Source organism: Streptomyces fructofermentans, assembly GCF_014651055.1.
Classification (GTDB): Bacteria; Actinomycetota; Actinomycetes; order Streptomycetales; family Streptomycetaceae; genus Streptomyces; species Streptomyces fructofermentans.
The window spans coordinates 64,842-83,198 of record NZ_BMWD01000007.1 but is presented as its reverse complement, the minus strand read 5'-3'; the positions used below and the strand labels follow the sequence as shown (position 1 = coordinate 83,198).

The window sequence follows — 18,357 nt, the reverse complement described above, 5'->3', positions numbered from 1 at the left end:
AGAATCGCCTCCCCTCCGCCGCGCACGGCAGCCGCCGGACCCCCTCCACGGCAGCCGTCGGCGGTCACTTCCTCCCCCGACAGGAAGCAGTGAGATGCCGATCAACAGACGCCACCTGCTGCAGACCAGCGGCCTCGTACTGGGCGCCGGCGTGCCCCTGGTGAACGCCGGACCCGCCGCGGCCGCGGCGTCGGCTGCCCAGCCGGCCGCCGACGCCCTCCTCCGCCTGAAGCCCGGAAGCATCGTCCCGCGCGGCTGGCTCGCCGGTCAGCTGCGACTGCAGCTCGACGGGCTGTGCGGCCGCCTCACGGAGAAGTCCCACTTCCTGGACTTCGCCACGAGCGGCTGGGTCCACCCCGAGAACAGCGCGTGGGAGGAACTGCCCTACTGGCTGCGGGGTTACGTGCCGCTGGCCGTCGCCACGCGGGACGCCGCGGCGCTCGACCGGGCCCGGCGCTGGATCGACGCCGTCCTCGCCACCCAGCAGGGCGACGGCTTCTTCGGCCCGCGCGCCCTGCGCACCGCGCTCAACGGGGGTCCCGACTTCTGGCCCTTCCTCCCCCTCCTCCAAGCACTGCGCACCTTCGAGGAGTTCACCGGCGACACCCGGATCGTGCCCTTCCTCACCCGGTTCCTGCGCTACATGAACGCGCAGGGCAAGGGCGCCTTCGACACCAGTTGGGTGTCGCAGCGGTGGGGCGACTGCATGGACGTCGCCGTGTGGCTGTACCGGCGGACCCCGGAGCCCTTCCTCCTGGACCTCGTCGACAAGATGCACGCCTGGGGCGCCGACTGGACCGGGGCGCTGCCCAACGCCCACAACGTCAACATCGCGCAGGGTTTCCGCGAGCCCGCCCAGTACGCCCAACTCTCCGGCTCGGCCGACCACACACGCGCCAGCTACCGCACGTACTCCGAACTCCTGGAGGCCTACGGCCAGTTCCCCGGTGGCGGCTTCGCGGGCGACGAGAACATCCGGCCCGGTTTCGGCGATCCCCGGCAGGGCTTCGAGACCTGCGGTGTCGTCGAGTTCATGGCCAGCCACGAGCTGCTCACCCGCGTCACCGGCGATCCCGTGTGGGCCGACCGCTGCGAGGACCTGGCGTTCAACATGCTGCCCGCCTCGCTGGACCCGGACGGCAGAGCCGTGCACTACGTGACGAGCGCCAACAGTGTCGACCTCGACAACGCCCGCAAGACACAGGGGCAGTTCCAGAACGGCTTCGCCATGCAGTCGTTCCAGCCCGGCATCGACCAGTACCGCTGCTGTCCGCACAACTACGGCATGGGCTGGCCCTACTTCGCCGAGGAGCTGTGGCTCGGGACACCGGACGGCGGCCTGGCGGCGGCGATGTACGCGCCCAGCCAGGTCACGGCGCAGGTGGCGGGCGGTACCACCGTCACCGTCACCGAGGAGACGGACTACCCGTTCGGCGAGAGCGTCGAGCTCGTCGTCTCCGTACCCCGGCCCGTGCGCTTCCCGCTGCTGCTGAGGGTCCCCGGCTGGTGCGCGGCGCCACGGCTCCAGGTCAACGGGCGTGCCACGGCCGCGAGCGGCGGACCGGCCTTCGTCCGGGTGGACCGGACCTGGTCCGACGGCGACCGGGTCAGCCTGCGCCTGCCCCAGCGCACGGACGTGCGCACCTGGTCGGGGAACGGGGACTCGGTGAGTGTGAGCCACGGCCCCCTCCGGTACGCGCTGCGGATCGGCGAGCGGTACGTCCGCTACGGCGGCGACTCCGTGTTCCCCGAGTACGAGGTGCACGCCACGAGTCCCTGGAACTACGGGCTGGTGCCCGGCGGGCGGCTGGACGTGCGCCGGGCCGCCGGGCCGGTGGCCGCCAACCCGTTCACGCAGGCGACGGCGCCGGTCTCGATCACCGCGCAGGCGCGCCGGCTCCCGGAGTGGGTCGCGGACGACGAGCACGTCGTCGCCCCTCTGCAGCGGAGCCCGGCCCGCTCGTCGGGTGCGGTGGAGCAGGTCACCCTGATCCCGATGGGCGCGGCCAGACTGCGCATCGCCTCCTTCCCGACCGCCTCGCCGGACGGCACGCCCTGGGAGCCCGAGCCGCCGTACCGGCGCATCCGGAACAAGCACAGCGGCAAGGTGCTCGCCGTCGACGGGATGTCCACCCAGAACAGCGCGCACGTGGTGCAGTTCGACAACTCGGGGACCGGGGACCACGCCTGGCAGGTGGTGGACCGGGGCGAGGGCTGGTCGCTGATCCGCAACGGGCACAGCGGCAAGGTGCTCGGGGTGGACGGCATGTCCACCCAGAACAGCGCCCACGTCGTCCAGTTCGAGGACAACGGCACCGACGACCACCTGTGGCAGTTCGTCGACGCGGCGGACGGCTGGTTCCTGATCCGCAACCGGCACAGCGGCAAGGTGCTCGGGGTGGACGGCATGTCCACCCAGAACAGCGCCCACGTCGTCCAGTTCGAGGACAACGGCACCGACGACCACCTGTGGCGGTTCGTCTGACCGGGCGTTCCCGGCACCGGGCGGCGTCCCGCGGGACGCCGCCCGGTCACCCGGTGACGATGCCGGTGACGAGGTTGATGGTGGTGGCCAGGATGCTGACGCCGAAGAGGTACGAGAGCAGGCAGTGCCGCAGCGCGATGGCGCGGACGGTGGAGCTGGAGACGTCGGTGTCGGAGACCTGGTAGGTCATCCCGAGGTTGTAGCTGAAGTACAGGAAGTCGCTGTACCTGGGGTGGTCGTCGGAGTTGAAGTCGATGCCGCCCTCGGGCGGCTGGTAGTAGATGTACGCGTACCGGGCGGCGTACATCAGGTGGAGTGCCGCCCAGGCCATGAAGACACCGCAGAGCGCCGTGGCTGCCGCCGCGTGGCTCAGGTCCGAGTCTCCGATCAGGAGCAGCACGACGATGCCGACCAGTCCGCACAGGGCGGCCGCGACGACGACGAGTTCCTCGGCGACGGGCCTGAACTCCTCGCGGCGGGCGTTGTGGTGGGTGGCTTCGGCGTCCATCGGCCACAGGACGATCCAGCCCGCGACGACGAAGAGTGTCAGCGCGGCGGCGATTCCGGAGAGGACTCCGAGCGGGGTGTTGGTCAGCACGGCGACGAGCGCGCCGATCGCCGCGCCGGCCGCGGCCGCGGTGGCGAGCCGGGGCACGGCGGGCACCAGCCACGTGTTCATGGGCTTCACGGGCAACCGCCTCGTTCGCTGGGAGAAGGGCTCACGTCTCCAGGACGACCACGGCCTCGTCCGTGTAGGCGAGGAAGGTCAGCGTCTCCTGGAAGTACAGCTCGACGCTGGTCTCGTCGTGGGTCGTGTAGCCGATCGCCACGTCCTGGCCGAGGACCAGTTCGAAGTCGCCGCCGCGGGTGGAGAGCACGAAGCCGCCGCTGAGGGCGGGCGCCCAGATCGGGTCCGCGTCCAGCATCCGGCCCAGGTGGGCCGCGATCGGATAGCCGTGGTCGGAGGTCTCGCTGACCGCCCGGTACTCCTCGGCTCCGAGCAGCAGCGCGTACGGGCCGTCGACGCCCGCCAGGCGCAGCGCGGTCAGTGCCCGGCTGACGGCGTCGGGGTAGTCGCGCGGTTCGGCGGGCAGGGCGAGCACCGGGTTCGAGGAGCGCGTACGCAGGCCGTCGACGCCGGCGGCCGCGTACCCGTCGAAGATCATCCGGTCCTCGGCGTACGCGATGGTGCGCGCCGCGTCCTTCACCGGTTGCCAGTCGGAGTCCTTGGAGCCGCGTTCGACGTCGTCGACGGCGGCCCTGTCGACGGTGAACGGCACCCGGAGTTCGACGATCGGCCTCGCCTCGCGCAGGCGTGCCGTGACGCCCGGCGCGGAGGGCGTGATCGAGGAGAGGTGCCCGGTGTCGACGGCCGCGAGCTGCGGCCCGGCGGGGTCGGGCACGTCGACGACACGGCGTCCCGCGACATGGCGCCGGAAGGTGCGGCGGGCCTCCTCCTCGATCTCGGCCCAGGCTGCGGGGGTGATCGGGGCGAGTTCGCGGTGCAGGTTGTTCACCGCTGGGGTCGTCATGGCTGTCGGGCTCCTTTCAGGCTGCCGATGCCCAGGGAGTCCCCGAGGCGGGCGGCGTCGGGGTGCGGGGCCGGGAGGTCGCCTCCGCGGGCGGCGGCACCGGTGTCCGAGGGGGCGGGGAAGTCGTCGAGGAGGTCGGCGCTCGGCACGAAGAAGAGGCCGCCGGTCACCGCCGTGGAGAAGTCGAGGATGCGGTCCGTGGTGCCGGGCGGATCGCCGATGAACATGTTGCGCAGCATCCGCTCGGTCACGTCGGGGGTGCGCGCGTAGCCGATGAAGTAGGTGCCGAACTCTCCGCTGCCGACCCGGCCGAACGGCATGTTCTCGCGCACGATCTTCCGTTCGACGCCGTCGTCCTCGATCGTGTTGAGCGCGACGTGCGAGTCCGCGGGCTTGACGTCGTCGGGCATCTCGACGTTGGCCGCCTTGGAGCGTCCGATGACCCGTTCCTGCTGTTCGACGGTCAGGCTCGTCCAGGCCGCCATGTCGTGCACGTACTTCTGCACGATCACGTAGCTGCCGTCGCGGAAGTCCGGGTCCTCGTCGCCGATGAACACGGCCTCGGCCGCCGGCCGGCCCTCGGGGTTCTCGCTGCCGTCGACGAACCCGAGCAGGTCGCGCTCGTCGAAGTACTTGAAGCCGTGCACCTCGTCGACGACCGTCACGGCGTCGCCCAGCCGGTCGACGATCAGCCTGGCCAGTTCGAAGCACAGGTCCATGGTGCGGGCGCGCAGGTGGACGAGGAGATCGCCCGGTGTGGCCGGGGCCCGGTGCCGGGGGCCCTCAAGGGGCCGGAAGGGGTGCAGGTCGCGGGGCCTGGGTCCGCCGGCGAGCCGGTCCCAGGCCTCGGAGCCGATGCCGGCGACGCAGGTGAGCCGGTCCTCGGGGGAGCGGAAGGACACCGAGCGGGTCAGCCCCGCCAGGTCCTGGAGCGTCTCGCGGACGGTGTCCTCGCCCCCGGGGGACATGGTGGCCACCAGGAAGACCGCCGCTCTGGAGGGCGGGATGACGACGGACTGGGGCTCGGCCATGCGACTCCCGTCGAAGCTTGACGAATGGGTTCAGCATTCAGCATCAATCGTCATAATTAGGACTAAGCAAGCGTATCCGTGCGCGGATACCGACGCAGCCGCGCGAGCCGGTCGCTCGGCGGCCCGGCCCACGCGGGAGCGCGCGGCCTCGGCCGGGCCGGGAGCGGAGGCCGTGGCGCCCCTCGCGCGGCCGGGCGGCCCGTCCGGGGCGGAATGGCAGGCGGGTACCGCCCGGCATAGCCTGCCCGAAAGCACCTATCAAGGCCGATTTGTCACCCTGTGGTGGAAGGTTGAGAACCGTGAGCGCCAACACTGACGAGCAGGAGCCCCGGGAGCCCGCCGCGGGGCCCGCCCCCGACGCGCCGCCCGAGTTCCACCCGTACCACCACCCGGCCGCCGGCTGGGGTGCGGCCAAGAGCGTCACCGGCTTCCTGGTGCGCGAGCGCGCGCTGGTCGACGGGCCGCGGGCGATCATGCGGATGAACCACGAGAACACCGGGTTCGACTGCCCCGGATGCGCGTGGCCCGACGACACCAAAGGGCTGCACCTCGACATCTGCGAGAACGGGATCAAGCACGTCACCTGGGAGATGACCCGCAAACGGGTGGGGCGCGAGTTCTTCGCCGCCCACTCGGTGACCGAGCTGGCCGGGTGGAGCGACTACGACCTGGAGAACCAGGGCCGGCTGACCGAGCCGATGGTCTACGACCCGGACACGGACCACTACGTCCCGATCACCTGGAAGGACGCGTTCGAGCTGGTCGGGAGCACCCTGCGCGCGCTGGACGACCCGAACCGGGCCTCGTACTACACCTCCGGCCGGCTGGGCAACGAGGCCACGTTCCTCTACCAGCTGATGGCCCGCGAGCTGGGCACGAACAACCTGCCCGACTGCTCCAACATGTGCCACGAGGCGAGCGGCCGGGCCCTCCAGGCGTCCCTGGGCACGGGCAAGGGGACCGTCGACCTCCAGGACTGGGACTCCGCCGACGCGCTCTTCATCCTCGGGGTCAACGCCGCCTCGAACGCGCCCCGGATGCTCACCGCGCTCGCCGAGGCCTACCACCGCGGCGCACAGATCGTGCACGTCAACCCGCTCGTCGAGGCGGCCGCCACCCGGACCATCGTCCCGCACGACTTCATGGACATGGCCCTGTTCAAGTCGACCCGGACCAGCACCCTGAACCTGCAGCCCCGGATCGGCGGCGACATGGCGCTCCTGCGCGGCATGTCGAAGGCGATCCTGGAGCGGTCCGCGTCCGACCCCAAGGCACTCGACCGGGAGTTCATCGAGCGGCACACCGCCGGCTTCGAGGAGTACCGCGCGCTGTGCGAGGCCACGCCGTGGGAGGAGATCGAGCACCAGTCCGGACTGAGCCGCGCCGACGTCCTGGAGGCGGCGCGCGTCTACGCCGAGGCCGACCGCAGCATCGTCAGCTGGTGTCTGGGGCTCACCCAGCACGAGCACGGCGTCGACACCGTCCGCGAGATCGTCAACCTGCTGCTGCTCCGCGGCAACCTGGGCCGGGAGGGAGCGGGGCCCTCGCCCGTGCGCGGGCACAGCAACGTGCAGGGCAACCGCACCTGCGGCATCGACCACCGCCCCACCGACGAGTTCCTCGACCGGCTGGAGCAGGCGTGCGGGATCGAACCGCCGCGCGAGCACGGCCTGGACACGGTCGGCACGATCAAGGCGATGCACAGCGGCGACATCGAGGTCTTCATCGCCATGGGCGGCAACTTCGCCCTCGCCGCGCCGGACACCCCGTACACCTGTGACGCGCTGCGCCGGTGCGACCTCACCGTCCAGGTGAGCACGAAGCTGAACCGCAGTCATGTCGTCCACGGCCGCCGGGCCCTGATCCTGCCGTGCCTCGGCCGGACCGAGAAGGACCACCAGCGCCGGGGCGTCCAGAGCACGTCCGTCGAGGACTCGATGAGCATGGTCCACCTGTCGGTCGGCATGAAGCGGCCCGCCTCGGGGGACCTGCTGTCCGAGCCGGCCATCGTCGCCGGAATGGCCCGCGCGGCGCTGCCCGACAGCTCCACGCCCTGGGAGTGGTACATCGAGGACTACGACCGGATCCGCGACACCATGGCGCAGGCCCTGGACGGGTTCGAGGACTTCAACCGCCGGGTGCGGCTGCCCCTGGGCTTCCGCATCAAGCAGCCCGCCCGTGAACTGGTCTTCCTGACCCCCACGGGACGCGCCGAGTTCTCCTCGGCCGCCCTGCCCGACGTCGTCCCGGCCCCCGGCACCCTGGCCCTCGGCACGATGCGGTCCCACGACCAGTGGAACACCACCATCTACTCCGACAACGACCGCTACCGGGGCATCAAGAACCTGCGCACGCTCGTCTTCATGAACCGGGCCGACATGCGCGAACGCGGTATCGCCGACCTCGGGCACGTCGACATCACGAGCACCGCGAAGGACGGCAGCACGCGTTCGGTCAAGGGGTACGTGGCCGTCCCGTACGACATCCCGCGCGGCTGCGCGGCCGGGTACATGCCCGAGATGAACGTGCTGTGCGCGCTCGGCGACTACAGCACCCAGAGCGACCAGCCGATCATGAAGCACGTCAAGGTCACCATCGGTCCCGCCGCCTGAGGCTCCGCCGGGCCCAGGACCGCGGATGAACCGGGCCACCGGAGCCCGGAGCACGGAAGTGGGGNNNGTGCCGGCCGCGCGTACTGCGCGGCCGGCACCCCGCAGGAGAGCGGCCGGCGGGTTACGAGGGCGCGTCGGCCGGTTCCGCGTCGGCGCCCGGAACCCCTGCGCGGACCGAGCAGTGGAGCGAGTCCTTCTCCACATCGGCCACGATCGTGTCCCCCGGCCCGGCCTCGCCGCCGAGCAGCAGCGAGGCGACCCGGTTGTCGAGTTCCGTCTGGATCGTGCGGCGCAGCGGGCGGGCCCCGAACTCCGGCTGGTAGCCGTGCGCGACCAGCAGTCTCTTCGCCGCCTCGGTGACCTCCAGCCGCATCCCCTGCGCCGCGACCCGGTGCTTGCTGCGGTCCAGCAGGTGCTCGACGATGTCCGACAGGTCGGCCTCGGTGAGGCTGTGGAAGACGATGATGTCGTCGATGCGGTTCAGGAACTCGGGCAGGAACCGGCCCCGCAGATCCCCCATCAACTCGTCCTTCAGCTCGGCCGCGTCGCCCTCGTGGGCGAGGATGCGATGGGCGCCGATGTTGGACGTCATGATGACGACGCAGTGCCGGAAGTCGACCGTGCGGCCCTGTCCGTCCGTGAGACGGCCGTCGTCGAGGATCTGGAGCAGCGTGTTGAAGACGTCGGGGTGGGCCTTCTCGACCTCGTCGAAGAGGACGACGCTGTACGGCTGGCGGCGGACCTTCTCGGTGAGCTGGCCGGCCTCCTCGTAGCCGACGTATCCGGGGGGCGCGCCGACGAGCCGGGCCACCGTGTGCTTCTCCTGGAACTCGCTCATGTCGAAGCGGATCATGCGGCTCTCGTCGCCGAACAGCAGCTCGGCGAGCGTCTTGGCGAGTTCCGTCTTGCCGACGCCCGTGGGCCCGAGGAACAGGAACGACCCGACCGGGCGGTTCGGGTCGCCCATGCCGGCACGGTTGCGGCGCACGGCCTGGGAGACCGCCGTGACCGCCTCGTCCTGACCGACGATCCGGTCGTGCATCTCCTCCTCCAGCTTGAGGAGCCTCTCCTTCTCGCTCTCCGTCAGCTGGGACACCGGGATGCCCGTGCGGCGGGAGACGATGTCGGCGATGTCGGACGCCGTCACCGAGACGACTCCTTCGCGCCGCTCCTCGATGCCCGCGAGTTCGGCCTCCACCCCGGCGATCTCGGACTTCAGGCCCGACGCCCGCTCGAACTCCTCGCCCGCGACGGCCTGGTCCTTCTCGCGCCGCAGCTTCGCGAGGCGGTCCTCCCGGCTGACGACCTCGGTGGAGCGAATCGCGCTGCGCAGCCGCACCCGGGCACCGGCCTGGTCCATCAGGTCGATGGCCTTGTCGGGCAGGAACCGGTCGCTGACGTACCGGTCGGACAGCTCGGCCGCCGCCGCCAGGGCCCCGTCGTCGAAGCGGACCTGGTGGTGCGCCTCGTACGCGTCGCGCAGTCCCTCCAGGATCAGCACGGTCTGCTCGACCGTCGGCTCCGGGATCAGGACGGGCTGGAAGCGGCGTTCGAGGGCGGCGTCCTTCTCGATGTGCCGCCGGTACTCGTCGATGGTCGTCGCGCCCACCACGTGCAGCTCGCCGCGGGCCAGCGCGGGCTTGAGCATGTTGCCCGCGTCCATCGAGCCCTCGCCCGTCGCGCCCGCGCCGACGACCGTGTGCAGTTCGTCGATGAACAGGACGATGTCGCCCTCGGCCGCCTGGACGTCCTCGATGACCTTCTTCAGGCGTTCCTCGAACTGCCCTCGGTACTGCGCGCCGGCCACCATCCCGGACAGGTCCAGCGAGACGACCCTCTTGCCCTTCAGCGTGTCGGGCACCTCGCCCGCCACGATGCGCTGGGCCAGCCCCTCGACGATGGCCGTCTTGCCGACTCCGGGCTCACCGATCAGTACGGGGTTGTTCTTGGACCGCCGCGAGAGGATCTCGACGGTCTGCTCGATCTCCTCGGACCGGCCGACCACGGGGTCCAGCCTGCCCGCCCTGGCCTCCTCGGTCAGGTCCCTGCCGAACTCGTCCAGGGTCGTCGCGGGCTGCTGCTGTCGGCCCGTCGCGCCGCCGGCCTCCGCGCCCGACGGCCGGTCCGTGAGGCCGCGCAGCTTCTGCTGGTCGACGTCCTCGGCGCGCAGGAACCGCCCGGCGCCCGAGTCGGAGTCGCCGAGGAGCGCTTCGAGGATGTGCTCGGGGCCGATGTACGACACCCCCGCCTCCTGCGAGCGGGCGTAGGCGGCGGCCAGCGTGCGCTTGGCCGCCGGGGTGAGTCCGGGTTCCGCCGACGGCTGGACGGACTCCCGCGGCAGCACCCCGCCGATCCGGGCCCCGAGCGCCTCGGGGTCGACCCCGGCCTGCGCGAGCACCCGGCGCGTCGGTTCGACCTGGGTCGCCGCCCACAGGAGGTGCTCGGTGTCGAGGTCGGCCGTCCCGTCCTCCGCGGCCCGGCGCGCGGCCGTGTTGAGGAGCTCGTGCGACGGCTCGGTGAGCAGCCGCCCGATCGGTACGCGCTGCACGGCCGGTGGCGACGATCCCGGCGACATTCCGAAGAATCTGTTCAGCAGGTCGCTGAAGGGATCGGACGAACCGAACGGGGAACCGTACGCCATCGACATGGGAAGCTCCTGATACCGGAGGGTTCCTCCCACTGAAACGCGCCGTACACGCGTCCGCAAACGCAGGGGGAACCCGCACGGACCGCCTCCCGGGGCCGGCCCTCCTTCCTCTTGGCACGGCCCGTGCGAGGCGATCCGTACGGTCCCTTCCGTCGGCCGGTCAGCCGGTCGGTCCGTCAGCCGGCCCGGGCCGGGTCCGGGGTACGGAACCGCCGGGGCGCGGGGCCGACACGCCTGTCCAGTTCGATGGCCAGAGGTGTCGCGGTGAACATCGAGGAGTACGTGCCGACCACGAGTCCGACGAGCAGGGCGAGGGCGAAGTCGGCGAGGGTGTCGCCGCCGAACACCGCGAGCGCGGTCAGGATGAAGGCCGCGCCCAGGCCGGTGTTGACGGTGCGCGGCAGGGTCTGCAGGAGGGCCCGGTTCGCCGTGCGCGGGAAGGGACCCGCGCGGTCGAGCCGGTGGAGTTCCCTGACCCGGTCGAACACGACCACCGAGTCGTTGACGGAGTAGCCGACCACGGTGAGGAGGGCGGCGACGAAGACGCCGTCGATCGGTTTGCCGAGCCAGGCGAAGACACCGACGACGATCACCACGTCATGGGCCAGAGCCACCACCGCCGCGGTGCCCAGCAGCCATCGGAAGCGTGCGGCCAGATAGAGGAGCTGGGCGCCGAGGGCGACCCCGAGGGCGATCAGAGCACCCTGGCGCAGCTCCTTGCCCAGGCTGGGGCCGATGGTCTCGTCGCGCAGCGTGTCCGCCCGCGGGGTCAGAGCGCCCACCGCCTCGGTGATCGTCGCCGCCTCGGCGTTGGTCAGCCGGTCGGTACGGACCGTGAGCCGGTCCTCGCCCGAGGTCTGCACGACGGCACGCGGGAACCCCGCGTCGGCGAGGGCGGCGCGTGCCCGGTCCGGGTCGACGGCCGTGGAGGTGGCGTACTCGATGAGGCGGCCTCCCGTGAACTCGACGCCCAGGTCGAGGCCGCGCACCGCGATGCCGGAGCCCGCCAGGACGAGGACCGCGGCGGAGGCCGCCAGCCAGCGGCGGGGTGCCCGCATCAGGTCGGGGTTCCGGCGGGTGAGGCGGTCGCGGACCCCGCCGGTGTGGGCGATGCCGGTGATCCGGGGGCGTCGCCGTACCCGTGGCAGCGCGGCCACGTGGTCCGCGAGCACACGGGTGATGAGCAGCGCGCTGACCATGGAGGCCAGCACTCCGATGCCCAGCGTCACGCCGAAGCCGCGTACGGGCCCGGAGGCGAGGAAGAAGAGCAGGCCGGCCGCGATGAGCGTGGTGATGTTGGAGTCGGCGATCGCGCTGATGGCACCGCGGAAGCCCGCGGTCAGCGACGAGCGCGGGGTGGGGCGCAGCCTCGAGGCGTACTCCTCGCGGGCGCGTTCGAAGACCAGCACATTGGCGTCGACCGCCATGCCGATGGCCAGGACGAAGCCGGCGAGTCCGGGAAGCGTGAGGGTGGCGCCGACGGCGGCCAGGGCCGCGTAGGACATCAGGCCGTAGCAGGCGAGCGCCAGGGTGGCCACGGCGCCCATCAGCCGGTAGACGGCGATGACGAAGAGCGCCGTGAGGGCCGTGCCGATGCCCGCGGCCAGGGCGCTTGCCCTGATCGCGTCCGCTCCGAGGGTGGGGCCGACGACGCGCTGTTCGACGGTCTCGACCGGTACGGGCAGGGCCCCGCCGTTGATCAGCAGCGCCAGCTCTCGGGCCTCGTCGTCGGTGAACGATCCGGTGATCATGGTGGAGCCGCCGGTGATTCCCGCGCCGCAGGCGACGGAGGGGTCGACCTGCGGTGACGAGATGATCGTGTCGTCCAGGACGACGGCGACCCGGCGGGACGGGTCCCCGGCCGGGTGGCAGGCCGCCTCGCCGGTGAGGCGGGCCCATCCGTCACGGCCCGAGCCCTTGAAGTCGACGGTCACGTGCCATCCGGCGCCGCCCTGTTGGTCGAGGCGTGCCGCGGCCTCGTCGACGTCCTCTCCGGTCAGCTCCGCGGCCTCCAGGCGCAGGTACTGGCCGGACTCGTCGGGCAGTACGACCTGCCGGGGCCGCTTCGGCAGTGCCGGAGCCGTGTCGTCGGCTCCCGACGCGGTACCGAGCACCGGGTGGATGGTGAGCTGGGCGGTGCGGCCGAGGACGGCCGCCGCCTCGGCGGGGTCCTGGACGCCAGGGAGTTCGACCACGATCCGGTCGTCGCCCGAGCGGGCGATGGTGGGTTCGGCGACGCCGAGCGCGTCGACACGCCCGCGGAGGACCTCAACGGTGCGGTCCACCGCGTCCCCGGCGTCGTCTGCGGGTGAGGCGGGGCGGGTCTCCAGCACGATCTGCGTGCCGCCGCGCAGATCGAGTCCGAGTTGGAGGGGCACGGTCACGGCGATGTAGAGCGACAGGGCGACTGCGGCGAGCGCGAGCAGCCCTCGGATGCGCATGGCGCGGGTCAAGGCGGGCCTCCGGCCGACGGACGGCGGCCGGTGGATCGACCGCGGTCAACGGAATGAGCGGAAAGGCGAGAAGGGGGTGGTGGGCGACGAGGCGGGGCGGGGAGCGGCGCGGTCACGTCCGGCCGGACGCCCGGTGAGGGGCGGGGTCGCGGGGGTGTCCGGGGCGCTCCGGGCCGGAGGCGGGGCTCTCTCCCTGCGGCAGTCCGCCGCCCCGGTGGGGGCGGGAGGCGAGGCCGGCCGGGGCAGCACGGTGGCGCCGCGCGGCGGTTGCGCCGCACGGCGGTCCGGGGAGGCCGGCGCGGCGGACGGCGGGGTCGGACGCTCCCCCGTCACGTCGCGCGGGCCACGGACCAGGGCGTTGCCGGCGGACGGGCCGTCGTCGGCTGCGGTCGCGGTGGCGGTGGGGGTCGCCGGGCCGGTGCCCGCGGCCGTGCCCGCGGTTGCGGCTGTGCCGGGGCTCGTGGCGGCGTCGGCGGGGAGGCCCACCGAGGTGACGGCGAGGGCCAGCAGGAGGGACAGCAGGGCGGTGACCACCGGTGACCGGCGCGTGGTGGTGCCGGCGCGTGGGACGACGCGGGACGGGCGTGGCATGCGGCGCCCCCTTCGTCGTGTCGCGGTGGCTGGTCGGCTGTGGCCGGTGATCGGTCGGCTCCCGGCCCGGCCGGGAGGTGGGCTCCGGGTGCGACCCGGAGCCCCGGCCGGGGAGTGGGCGGCCGGAGCCCGGGGGTTCGGGAGGGACGGGTGCCGCCCGGGAGGCGGGTACTTCAGGGGACGGGGGACTTCGGGGCGGGGTGATCAGGAGCGGGGCGGGGACGGGGAGTTTCGGGGGGGTGGTCGACGGCATGTGCGGGGGCGGGCAGGGGCAGGGGCGGCCCTCGGCCGGCTCGGTGGGAACGGGCGGTCAGGGCTCGATGAGGCCGGCCCGGATGGCGTACCGGGTCAGCTCCAGGCGGTCGCGCAGACCGAGTTTTTGCAGGAGGTTGGCCCGGTGCCGGTGGACGGTCTTGATGCTGATGAAGAGCATCTCGGCGATCTCCTTCGAGGAGTGGCCCTCCGCCACGAGCTTGAGCACCTCCTCCTCACGGGGTGTCAGTACCCGCTCCGGGGGTTCCTCGCCGTCCCGGACGCGGTCCAGGTAGTTGCGGACCAGGGCCGTGACCGCGCCGGGATAGAGGAAGGGCTCGTCCCGCATGGCCGCGCGGCACGCGGCCACCAGGTCGCGGTCGGCCACGGACTTGAGCACGTATCCGCTGGCACCGGCCTTCAGCGCCTGGAAGAAGTACTGCTCGTTGTCGTGCATCGTCAGCATCAGGACCCGTACGCCCGGCTTCAGCACGAGGAGTTCGCGGGCCGCCTGCAGACCGGTCATGCGGGGCATGGCGATGTCCAGCACGACCAGGTCGACCTCGTGGCTGCGGGCCAGGGCGATGGCCTCGGCGCCGTCCCCGGCCTCGGCGACGACCTCCAGGTCCGGCTCCTGGTCGAGGATGAGCCGCACCCCGCGCCTCACCAGCGCGTGGTCGTCGGCGAGGAGGATGCGGATCACCGGGCTGTCGGGCGTCGTCATGACTGCTTCCTGGCGTCGGGCACGGAGTCGGGCACGGTCAGCCGGACCTGGGTACCGGACTGCGAGGAACGGATGTCGAGGGTGGCGCCGATGAGCAGGGCGCGTTCGCGCATCCCGCGGATTCCGGCGCCCTCCCGGGCGATGCCGGACCCGCGGCCGTCGTCCGTGACCGCGAGCACCACCTCGCCCTCGCCGCGGTCGAGGCTCACCTCGACCCGGCCGGCCTCGGCGTGCCGGGCGGCGTTGGTCAGCGCCTCCTGGACCACGCGGTAGAGGACCAGTTCGGTCTGCTGGTCCAGTGGGGGCAGGCCCGTGTCGAAACGGCGCTGCACCCGCAGCCCCGTGTGGGTGGCGAACTCGGTGGTCAAGGACGTCAGGGCGCTGACCAGGCCGAGGTCCTCCAGCACGCCGGGTCGCAGGCGCCGCACCAGGCGGCGCACCTCGTCCAGGCTCCCCCGTGTGATCTCCTGGGCGTGCTGCAGTTCGCCGCGCAGTGGTTCGCCCGCCTCGTCCGCCGCCCGTTTCAGGGACAGCAGGACCGCGGTCATGGTCTGGCCGACCTCGTCGTGCAGCTCCTGGGCGATACGGCGCCGTTCGGCCTCCTGGGCGAGCAGGACACGGCCGCTGCTCGCGGCGCGTTCGTGCTCCAGCCGTTCGAGCATGGCGTTGAACGTGCGGACCAGGTCGGCGACCTCGCCGCGTCCGGACTCGGTCAGCCGCTGGCCGGGGCGCAGCAGGTCCACCGTGGTCATCAGCCTCGTCAGCCGGTCCAGGGGTGCCAGACCGATGCGCAGCAGGGCCGCGTTGGCGACCAGCATCACGGCCAGGCCGCCCACGAGGATCACCGCCTCGGTCAGCACCACGGGGACCGACACCGTCACCGGAGCCCACAGCAGCAGCGCGGTGGCGCTTCCCAGCACCACCGCGTTCAGCGCGAAGATCCGCCAGAACAGGGTCAAGGGACGAAGCCTTCCTCATGTGACACGGCCTTCCCTCCACTGTCGGTCGCCGCGCACCCACAGCTTGAGCCGCGGCCCTCTGCTCCGGCCGGCCGGCTGCCCTCCAGCCTGCCCGGACGGGCATCGCCCGTCGATGGGGTCCAGTGCCCATTTCCCCGCCGCGGGGCGGGCCACGCCGTGACGGCCCCGGGCCGACACAGATGGGTATTGCGCCCGATGGGATTCCCCTCGCGCATCGTCCACGGTGGAGGCATCACACACTCACCCGCTGCCAGGCACCTCGCCCGGCACGGGTGCACCGCCCTTGTCACGGCCGTGCCGCGGGCACCGCCGTGCCGAAGGAAGGACTCGCCATGTCGCTCGACACTCCCCGGACGGAGCCCCGCCGTTCCGAACTTCTGACACCCCACGAGGCCAGGCAGCGCCTCGAGCACGAGCGCAACTCCCGGCTCACGCAGCTGCACGCGGTCGAGGAGGGCGGACAGAACGCCGAGCAGCAGGTGATGGCGGCGCAGAAAGACACGATCAGGCGGGTGCTCACCGAGATCGACGCCGCCTTCGGCCGGATCGAGGACGGCACCTACGGCGTGTGCCAGGGCTGTCCCAAGCCGATCCCGGTCGAGCGCCTGGAGATCCTGCCCTACACGCGGTTCTGCGTCCCCTGCCTGCGCGACGCCGTCTGATACCTCCCTCTCCGTCGGATTCCCGCCCTGCCCGAGGGGTGAAGTGGTGAATGATCAGATCATCGGCGACCGCCGTACGACCCTGTCCGCCGAGGACCTCGCCGCCCTGCGCGAGAGCCTGCACGAGCAGCGGCTGTTCCGTCAGGAGCAGTTGCAGCAGACAGCGGCCGCCGTCACGACCCGTGGCGAGTCACTGCTCGACCGGCAGACCGCCTCCCGGACGGAGGTCTGCGTCAAGCTCGCCGCTTCCGCGCGCATGGTCCTCGCCGACGTGGAGGCGGCTCTCGCCCGGATGGACGAGGGCCGTTACGGCGCCTGCCAGTTGTGCCGCAGGCCCATCGACCGGGAGCGGCTGACGATCGTGCCGCAGGCGCGGTACTGCGGGCGCTGCCAGCAGGTCAGGGAGGCCGGACGATGACCGCGGACCCGATCCGGCCTCCCGTCCGGCACCGGCCGTGGCCCTGGTGCCGCAGGTGCTGCGGCATCGCCCTGGACCTGGGCAGCTCCCGTACCAGGGCCTGGATGTCCGGCCGAGGCGTGATCTTCGACGTGCCGACGGCGACCTTCCCCGGCGACGGCACCGTGCACCCGGTCCACCCCGTCCAGCGCGGCACCATCGTCGACACGCCGGGCACCGCGCGGATGGTCGAGCGGCTGCTCGGTCCCCGCGTGCCCCGTCACAGCCGGCCCCTGCTGATCCTCACGGCGCCGGTGCTGGGCGGGGTCGCCTTCCGTGCCGAGGCCCGCGTCGCCGTCGAGTCCCTGATGCCGAGCGCGGTGCTGACGGTGCCGGCCGCGCGGGCCGTCGCGGCGGCGGCCGACGCCGACCCGGTCGCGCCGCTGCTCGTGGTGGACATCGGTGCCCACATCACCGAGGTCGTGCTGCTGGCCGACGGCACCGTCACCGATGCCCGCCGGACCGCTCTGGGCACCGGCGACCTGGACGGCGACACGCCGCCCGTACGGATCACCGACGCGATCGTCACCATGGTCACGGCGATCCTGGAGCAGGACCGCACCGTCCAGACAGTCGACGCGCTGCGCCGGGGGGTGCTGCTGGCCGGCGGAGGCGCGCTGCGTCCCGACATCACCTATCCCCTCGCGGGGCGGCTGGACTCCCCCGTACGGCCCGCTCCCGCGCCGCATCTCGCCGCCGTGCGCGGTGCGGCGCTGCTGCTGGAGGCCGCGCACACCCATCCGTCGCACGCCGGGACCGCCGAATCGGCCCACGCGCACTGAGCGGGCCGTGCGGGCCCGGCGGACCGAAACCACCCGCGCGAGCCGGGCGGCCGAGTCGGGCCACCGAGCCCGGAGACCTGCGACCTGCGTGCGGCACCCGTCGCCCGCCGTCCGTGGCCCTCCGGGTGCGTGTCGGCGGGCGGCCGCGGGTGCCTGGCGGGTAGGGGGTGCCGGGTGCCGCCCGGCGACCGGCACCGCATCCCGACCCGGCGTACGACACCCGGCGGCCGCCACCCGGTGCAGCGCACGTCGGCCGAAGCACAGGACCGAAGCCGGGCGCCACACCCGAACAACCCGGGGGGCGCCCCGCCGTCGGTGCGCACGCCCGCCGTGGGCACCCGCGCGGTTCGGGAACCCCGCCGGACGACGGCCGCCGACAGCCGCGTCAGCCCCGATCGCGCCAGGGCACGTCCGGCACGGAGGGACCCGTCCAGGGGCGGGTCCGCAAGGAAGGAGACACCGTGGACCCGGGGACCCACCCGGCTCAGCCACCGCCCGACGACCTCCCCCGCCTGCTCCTGTGGCGCTGGCGGCGCAATCCCCTGCGCCGCCGCTCCGACCTCGTGCAGGCATGGATCGCTCTCGGACTGTTCCTGGCGGTGCTCGCGGCGGTGCCGGCCGCCATGTTCCTGGCCGGTGACGCCGCCTACCGCCACCATCTGCGGACCGCACGCCACGAGGCGGCCACCCGCCACTCCACCACGGCCGTCCTCGTCCACGACGCGCCCCGCCATCCCGAACCCGGCTCGGAGGAGGCGCGGCAGACCCGCTATCCGGTCGACGTCCGCTACAGCGACGCTCAGGACCGCACCCGCACCGGCCGTGCGGACGTCCTGCCCGGTCTGCCCGCCGGCAGCACCGTGTCCGTCTGGACCGGAGCGGACGGGCGCCTCACCGATCCGCCCATGAACGGCGACCAGATCCGCAGCCGCACGATGGGCACCGCACTCGCCGCCGCGCTGGCCGTCCCCCTCGTCGCCGCCGCGGTGTACCGGTACGCGGGCCGCTGCCTCGAACGGCGCAACCTCGCGCGGTGGCACGCCGATTGGGCTCGTACGGCCCCCCGGTGGGACGCGTACCAGTAGGCCGTCGGCCGCGGCGACCCTCGCTTCGCGGCCGCGTACCCCGGCGAATCGCCGCGACGGACCG

The 18,357-nt window shown here is 72.7% G+C and carries 13 protein-coding genes; 6 read left to right on the top strand and 7 right to left on the bottom strand.

The annotated features are described in order from the left end of the window. The first annotated feature begins 94 nt into the window (after positions 1–94). On the top strand, positions 95–2,485 hold the full coding sequence (locus IE265_RS12130) for an RICIN domain-containing protein (protein ID WP_190035485.1): 2,391 nt from the start codon (positions 95–97) through the stop codon (positions 2,483–2,485). Between the two features lie 46 nt (positions 2,486–2,531). Here IE265_RS12130 and IE265_RS12125 read toward each other — a convergent pair whose 3' ends face one another. From IE265_RS12125 to IE265_RS12115, 3 genes are read right to left on the bottom strand one after another with little or no spacing between them, the layout of a single operon-like run. Next, on the bottom strand, positions 2,532–3,164 hold the full coding sequence (locus IE265_RS12125) for a DUF1345 domain-containing protein (protein WP_190035686.1): 633 nt from the start codon (positions 3,162–3,164) through the stop codon (positions 2,532–2,534). A gap of 40 nt (positions 3,165–3,204) precedes the next feature. Beyond that, a complete protein-coding gene (locus tag IE265_RS12120) occupies positions 3,205–4,017 on the bottom strand; it encodes a family 1 encapsulin nanocompartment shell protein (protein WP_190035484.1) in 813 nt (270 codons plus the stop codon). Continuing rightward, on the bottom strand, positions 4,014–5,048 hold the full coding sequence (locus IE265_RS12115) for a Dyp-type peroxidase (RefSeq protein ID WP_190035483.1): 1,035 nt from the start codon (positions 5,046–5,048) through the stop codon (positions 4,014–4,016). Before IE265_RS12115 ends, IE265_RS12120 begins: the two co-directional genes overlap by 4 nt. A 299-nt stretch (positions 5,049–5,347) precedes the next feature. Between IE265_RS12115 and IE265_RS12110 the strand changes: the two genes are divergently transcribed. Beyond that, positions 5,348–7,660, top strand: coding sequence for an FdhF/YdeP family oxidoreductase (locus tag IE265_RS12110; protein WP_190035482.1), 2,313 nt, complete (start codon positions 5,348–5,350; stop codon positions 7,658–7,660). A 121-nt stretch (positions 7,661–7,781) separates the two neighbouring features. Here IE265_RS12110 and IE265_RS12105 read toward each other — a convergent pair whose 3' ends face one another. The 4 genes from IE265_RS12105 to IE265_RS12090 all read right to left on the bottom strand — a co-directional run bounded on the left by IE265_RS12105 (position 7,782) and on the right by IE265_RS12090 (position 15,286). After that, complete coding sequence (locus IE265_RS12105) at positions 7,782–10,307, bottom strand: ATP-dependent Clp protease ATP-binding subunit (protein ID WP_190035481.1); 2,526 nt, start codon at positions 10,305–10,307, stop codon at positions 7,782–7,784. A gap of 176 nt (positions 10,308–10,483) precedes the next feature. After that, positions 10,484–12,748: a protein translocase subunit SecD gene (gene secD / locus IE265_RS12100; protein WP_229916137.1), complete on the bottom strand. Its 2,265-nt coding sequence runs from the start codon at positions 12,746–12,748 to the stop codon at positions 10,484–10,486. Between the two features lie 913 nt (positions 12,749–13,661). Beyond that, positions 13,662–14,327, bottom strand: a complete 666-nt coding sequence (locus IE265_RS12095) for a response regulator (RefSeq protein WP_190035479.1) — start codon at positions 14,325–14,327, stop codon at positions 13,662–13,664. After that, positions 14,324–15,286 carry a HAMP domain-containing sensor histidine kinase gene (locus IE265_RS12090; RefSeq protein WP_190035478.1) on the bottom strand — a complete coding sequence of 321 codons (963 nt, stop codon included), beginning with the start codon at positions 15,284–15,286 and terminating at the stop codon, positions 14,324–14,326. The genes IE265_RS12095 and IE265_RS12090 overlap by 4 nt, the downstream gene beginning before the upstream one ends. Positions 15,287–15,639: 353 nt before the next feature. Between IE265_RS12090 and IE265_RS12085 the strand changes: the two genes are divergently transcribed. The 4 genes from IE265_RS12085 (at position 15,640) to IE265_RS12070 (ending at position 18,293) form a co-directional block, all read left to right on the top strand. Then, positions 15,640–15,969, top strand: coding sequence for a TraR/DksA family transcriptional regulator (locus IE265_RS12085; protein WP_190035477.1), 330 nt, complete (start codon positions 15,640–15,642; stop codon positions 15,967–15,969). A 43-nt stretch (positions 15,970–16,012) separates the two neighbouring features. Then, entirely contained in the window at positions 16,013–16,387 is a 375-nt protein-coding gene (locus IE265_RS12080) for a TraR/DksA family transcriptional regulator (RefSeq protein ID WP_190035476.1), read from the top strand. Continuing rightward, positions 16,384–17,208, top strand: a complete 825-nt coding sequence (locus tag IE265_RS12075; protein WP_190035475.1) for an acetate and sugar kinases/Hsc70/actin family protein — start codon at positions 16,384–16,386, stop codon at positions 17,206–17,208. Before IE265_RS12080 ends, IE265_RS12075 begins: the two co-directional genes overlap by 4 nt. 461 nt (positions 17,209–17,669) lie before the next feature. Continuing rightward, positions 17,670–18,293: an Rv1733c family protein gene (locus tag IE265_RS12070; RefSeq protein WP_190035474.1), complete on the top strand. Its 624-nt coding sequence runs from the start codon at positions 17,670–17,672 to the stop codon at positions 18,291–18,293. Positions 18,294–18,357: the final 64 nt, after the last annotated feature.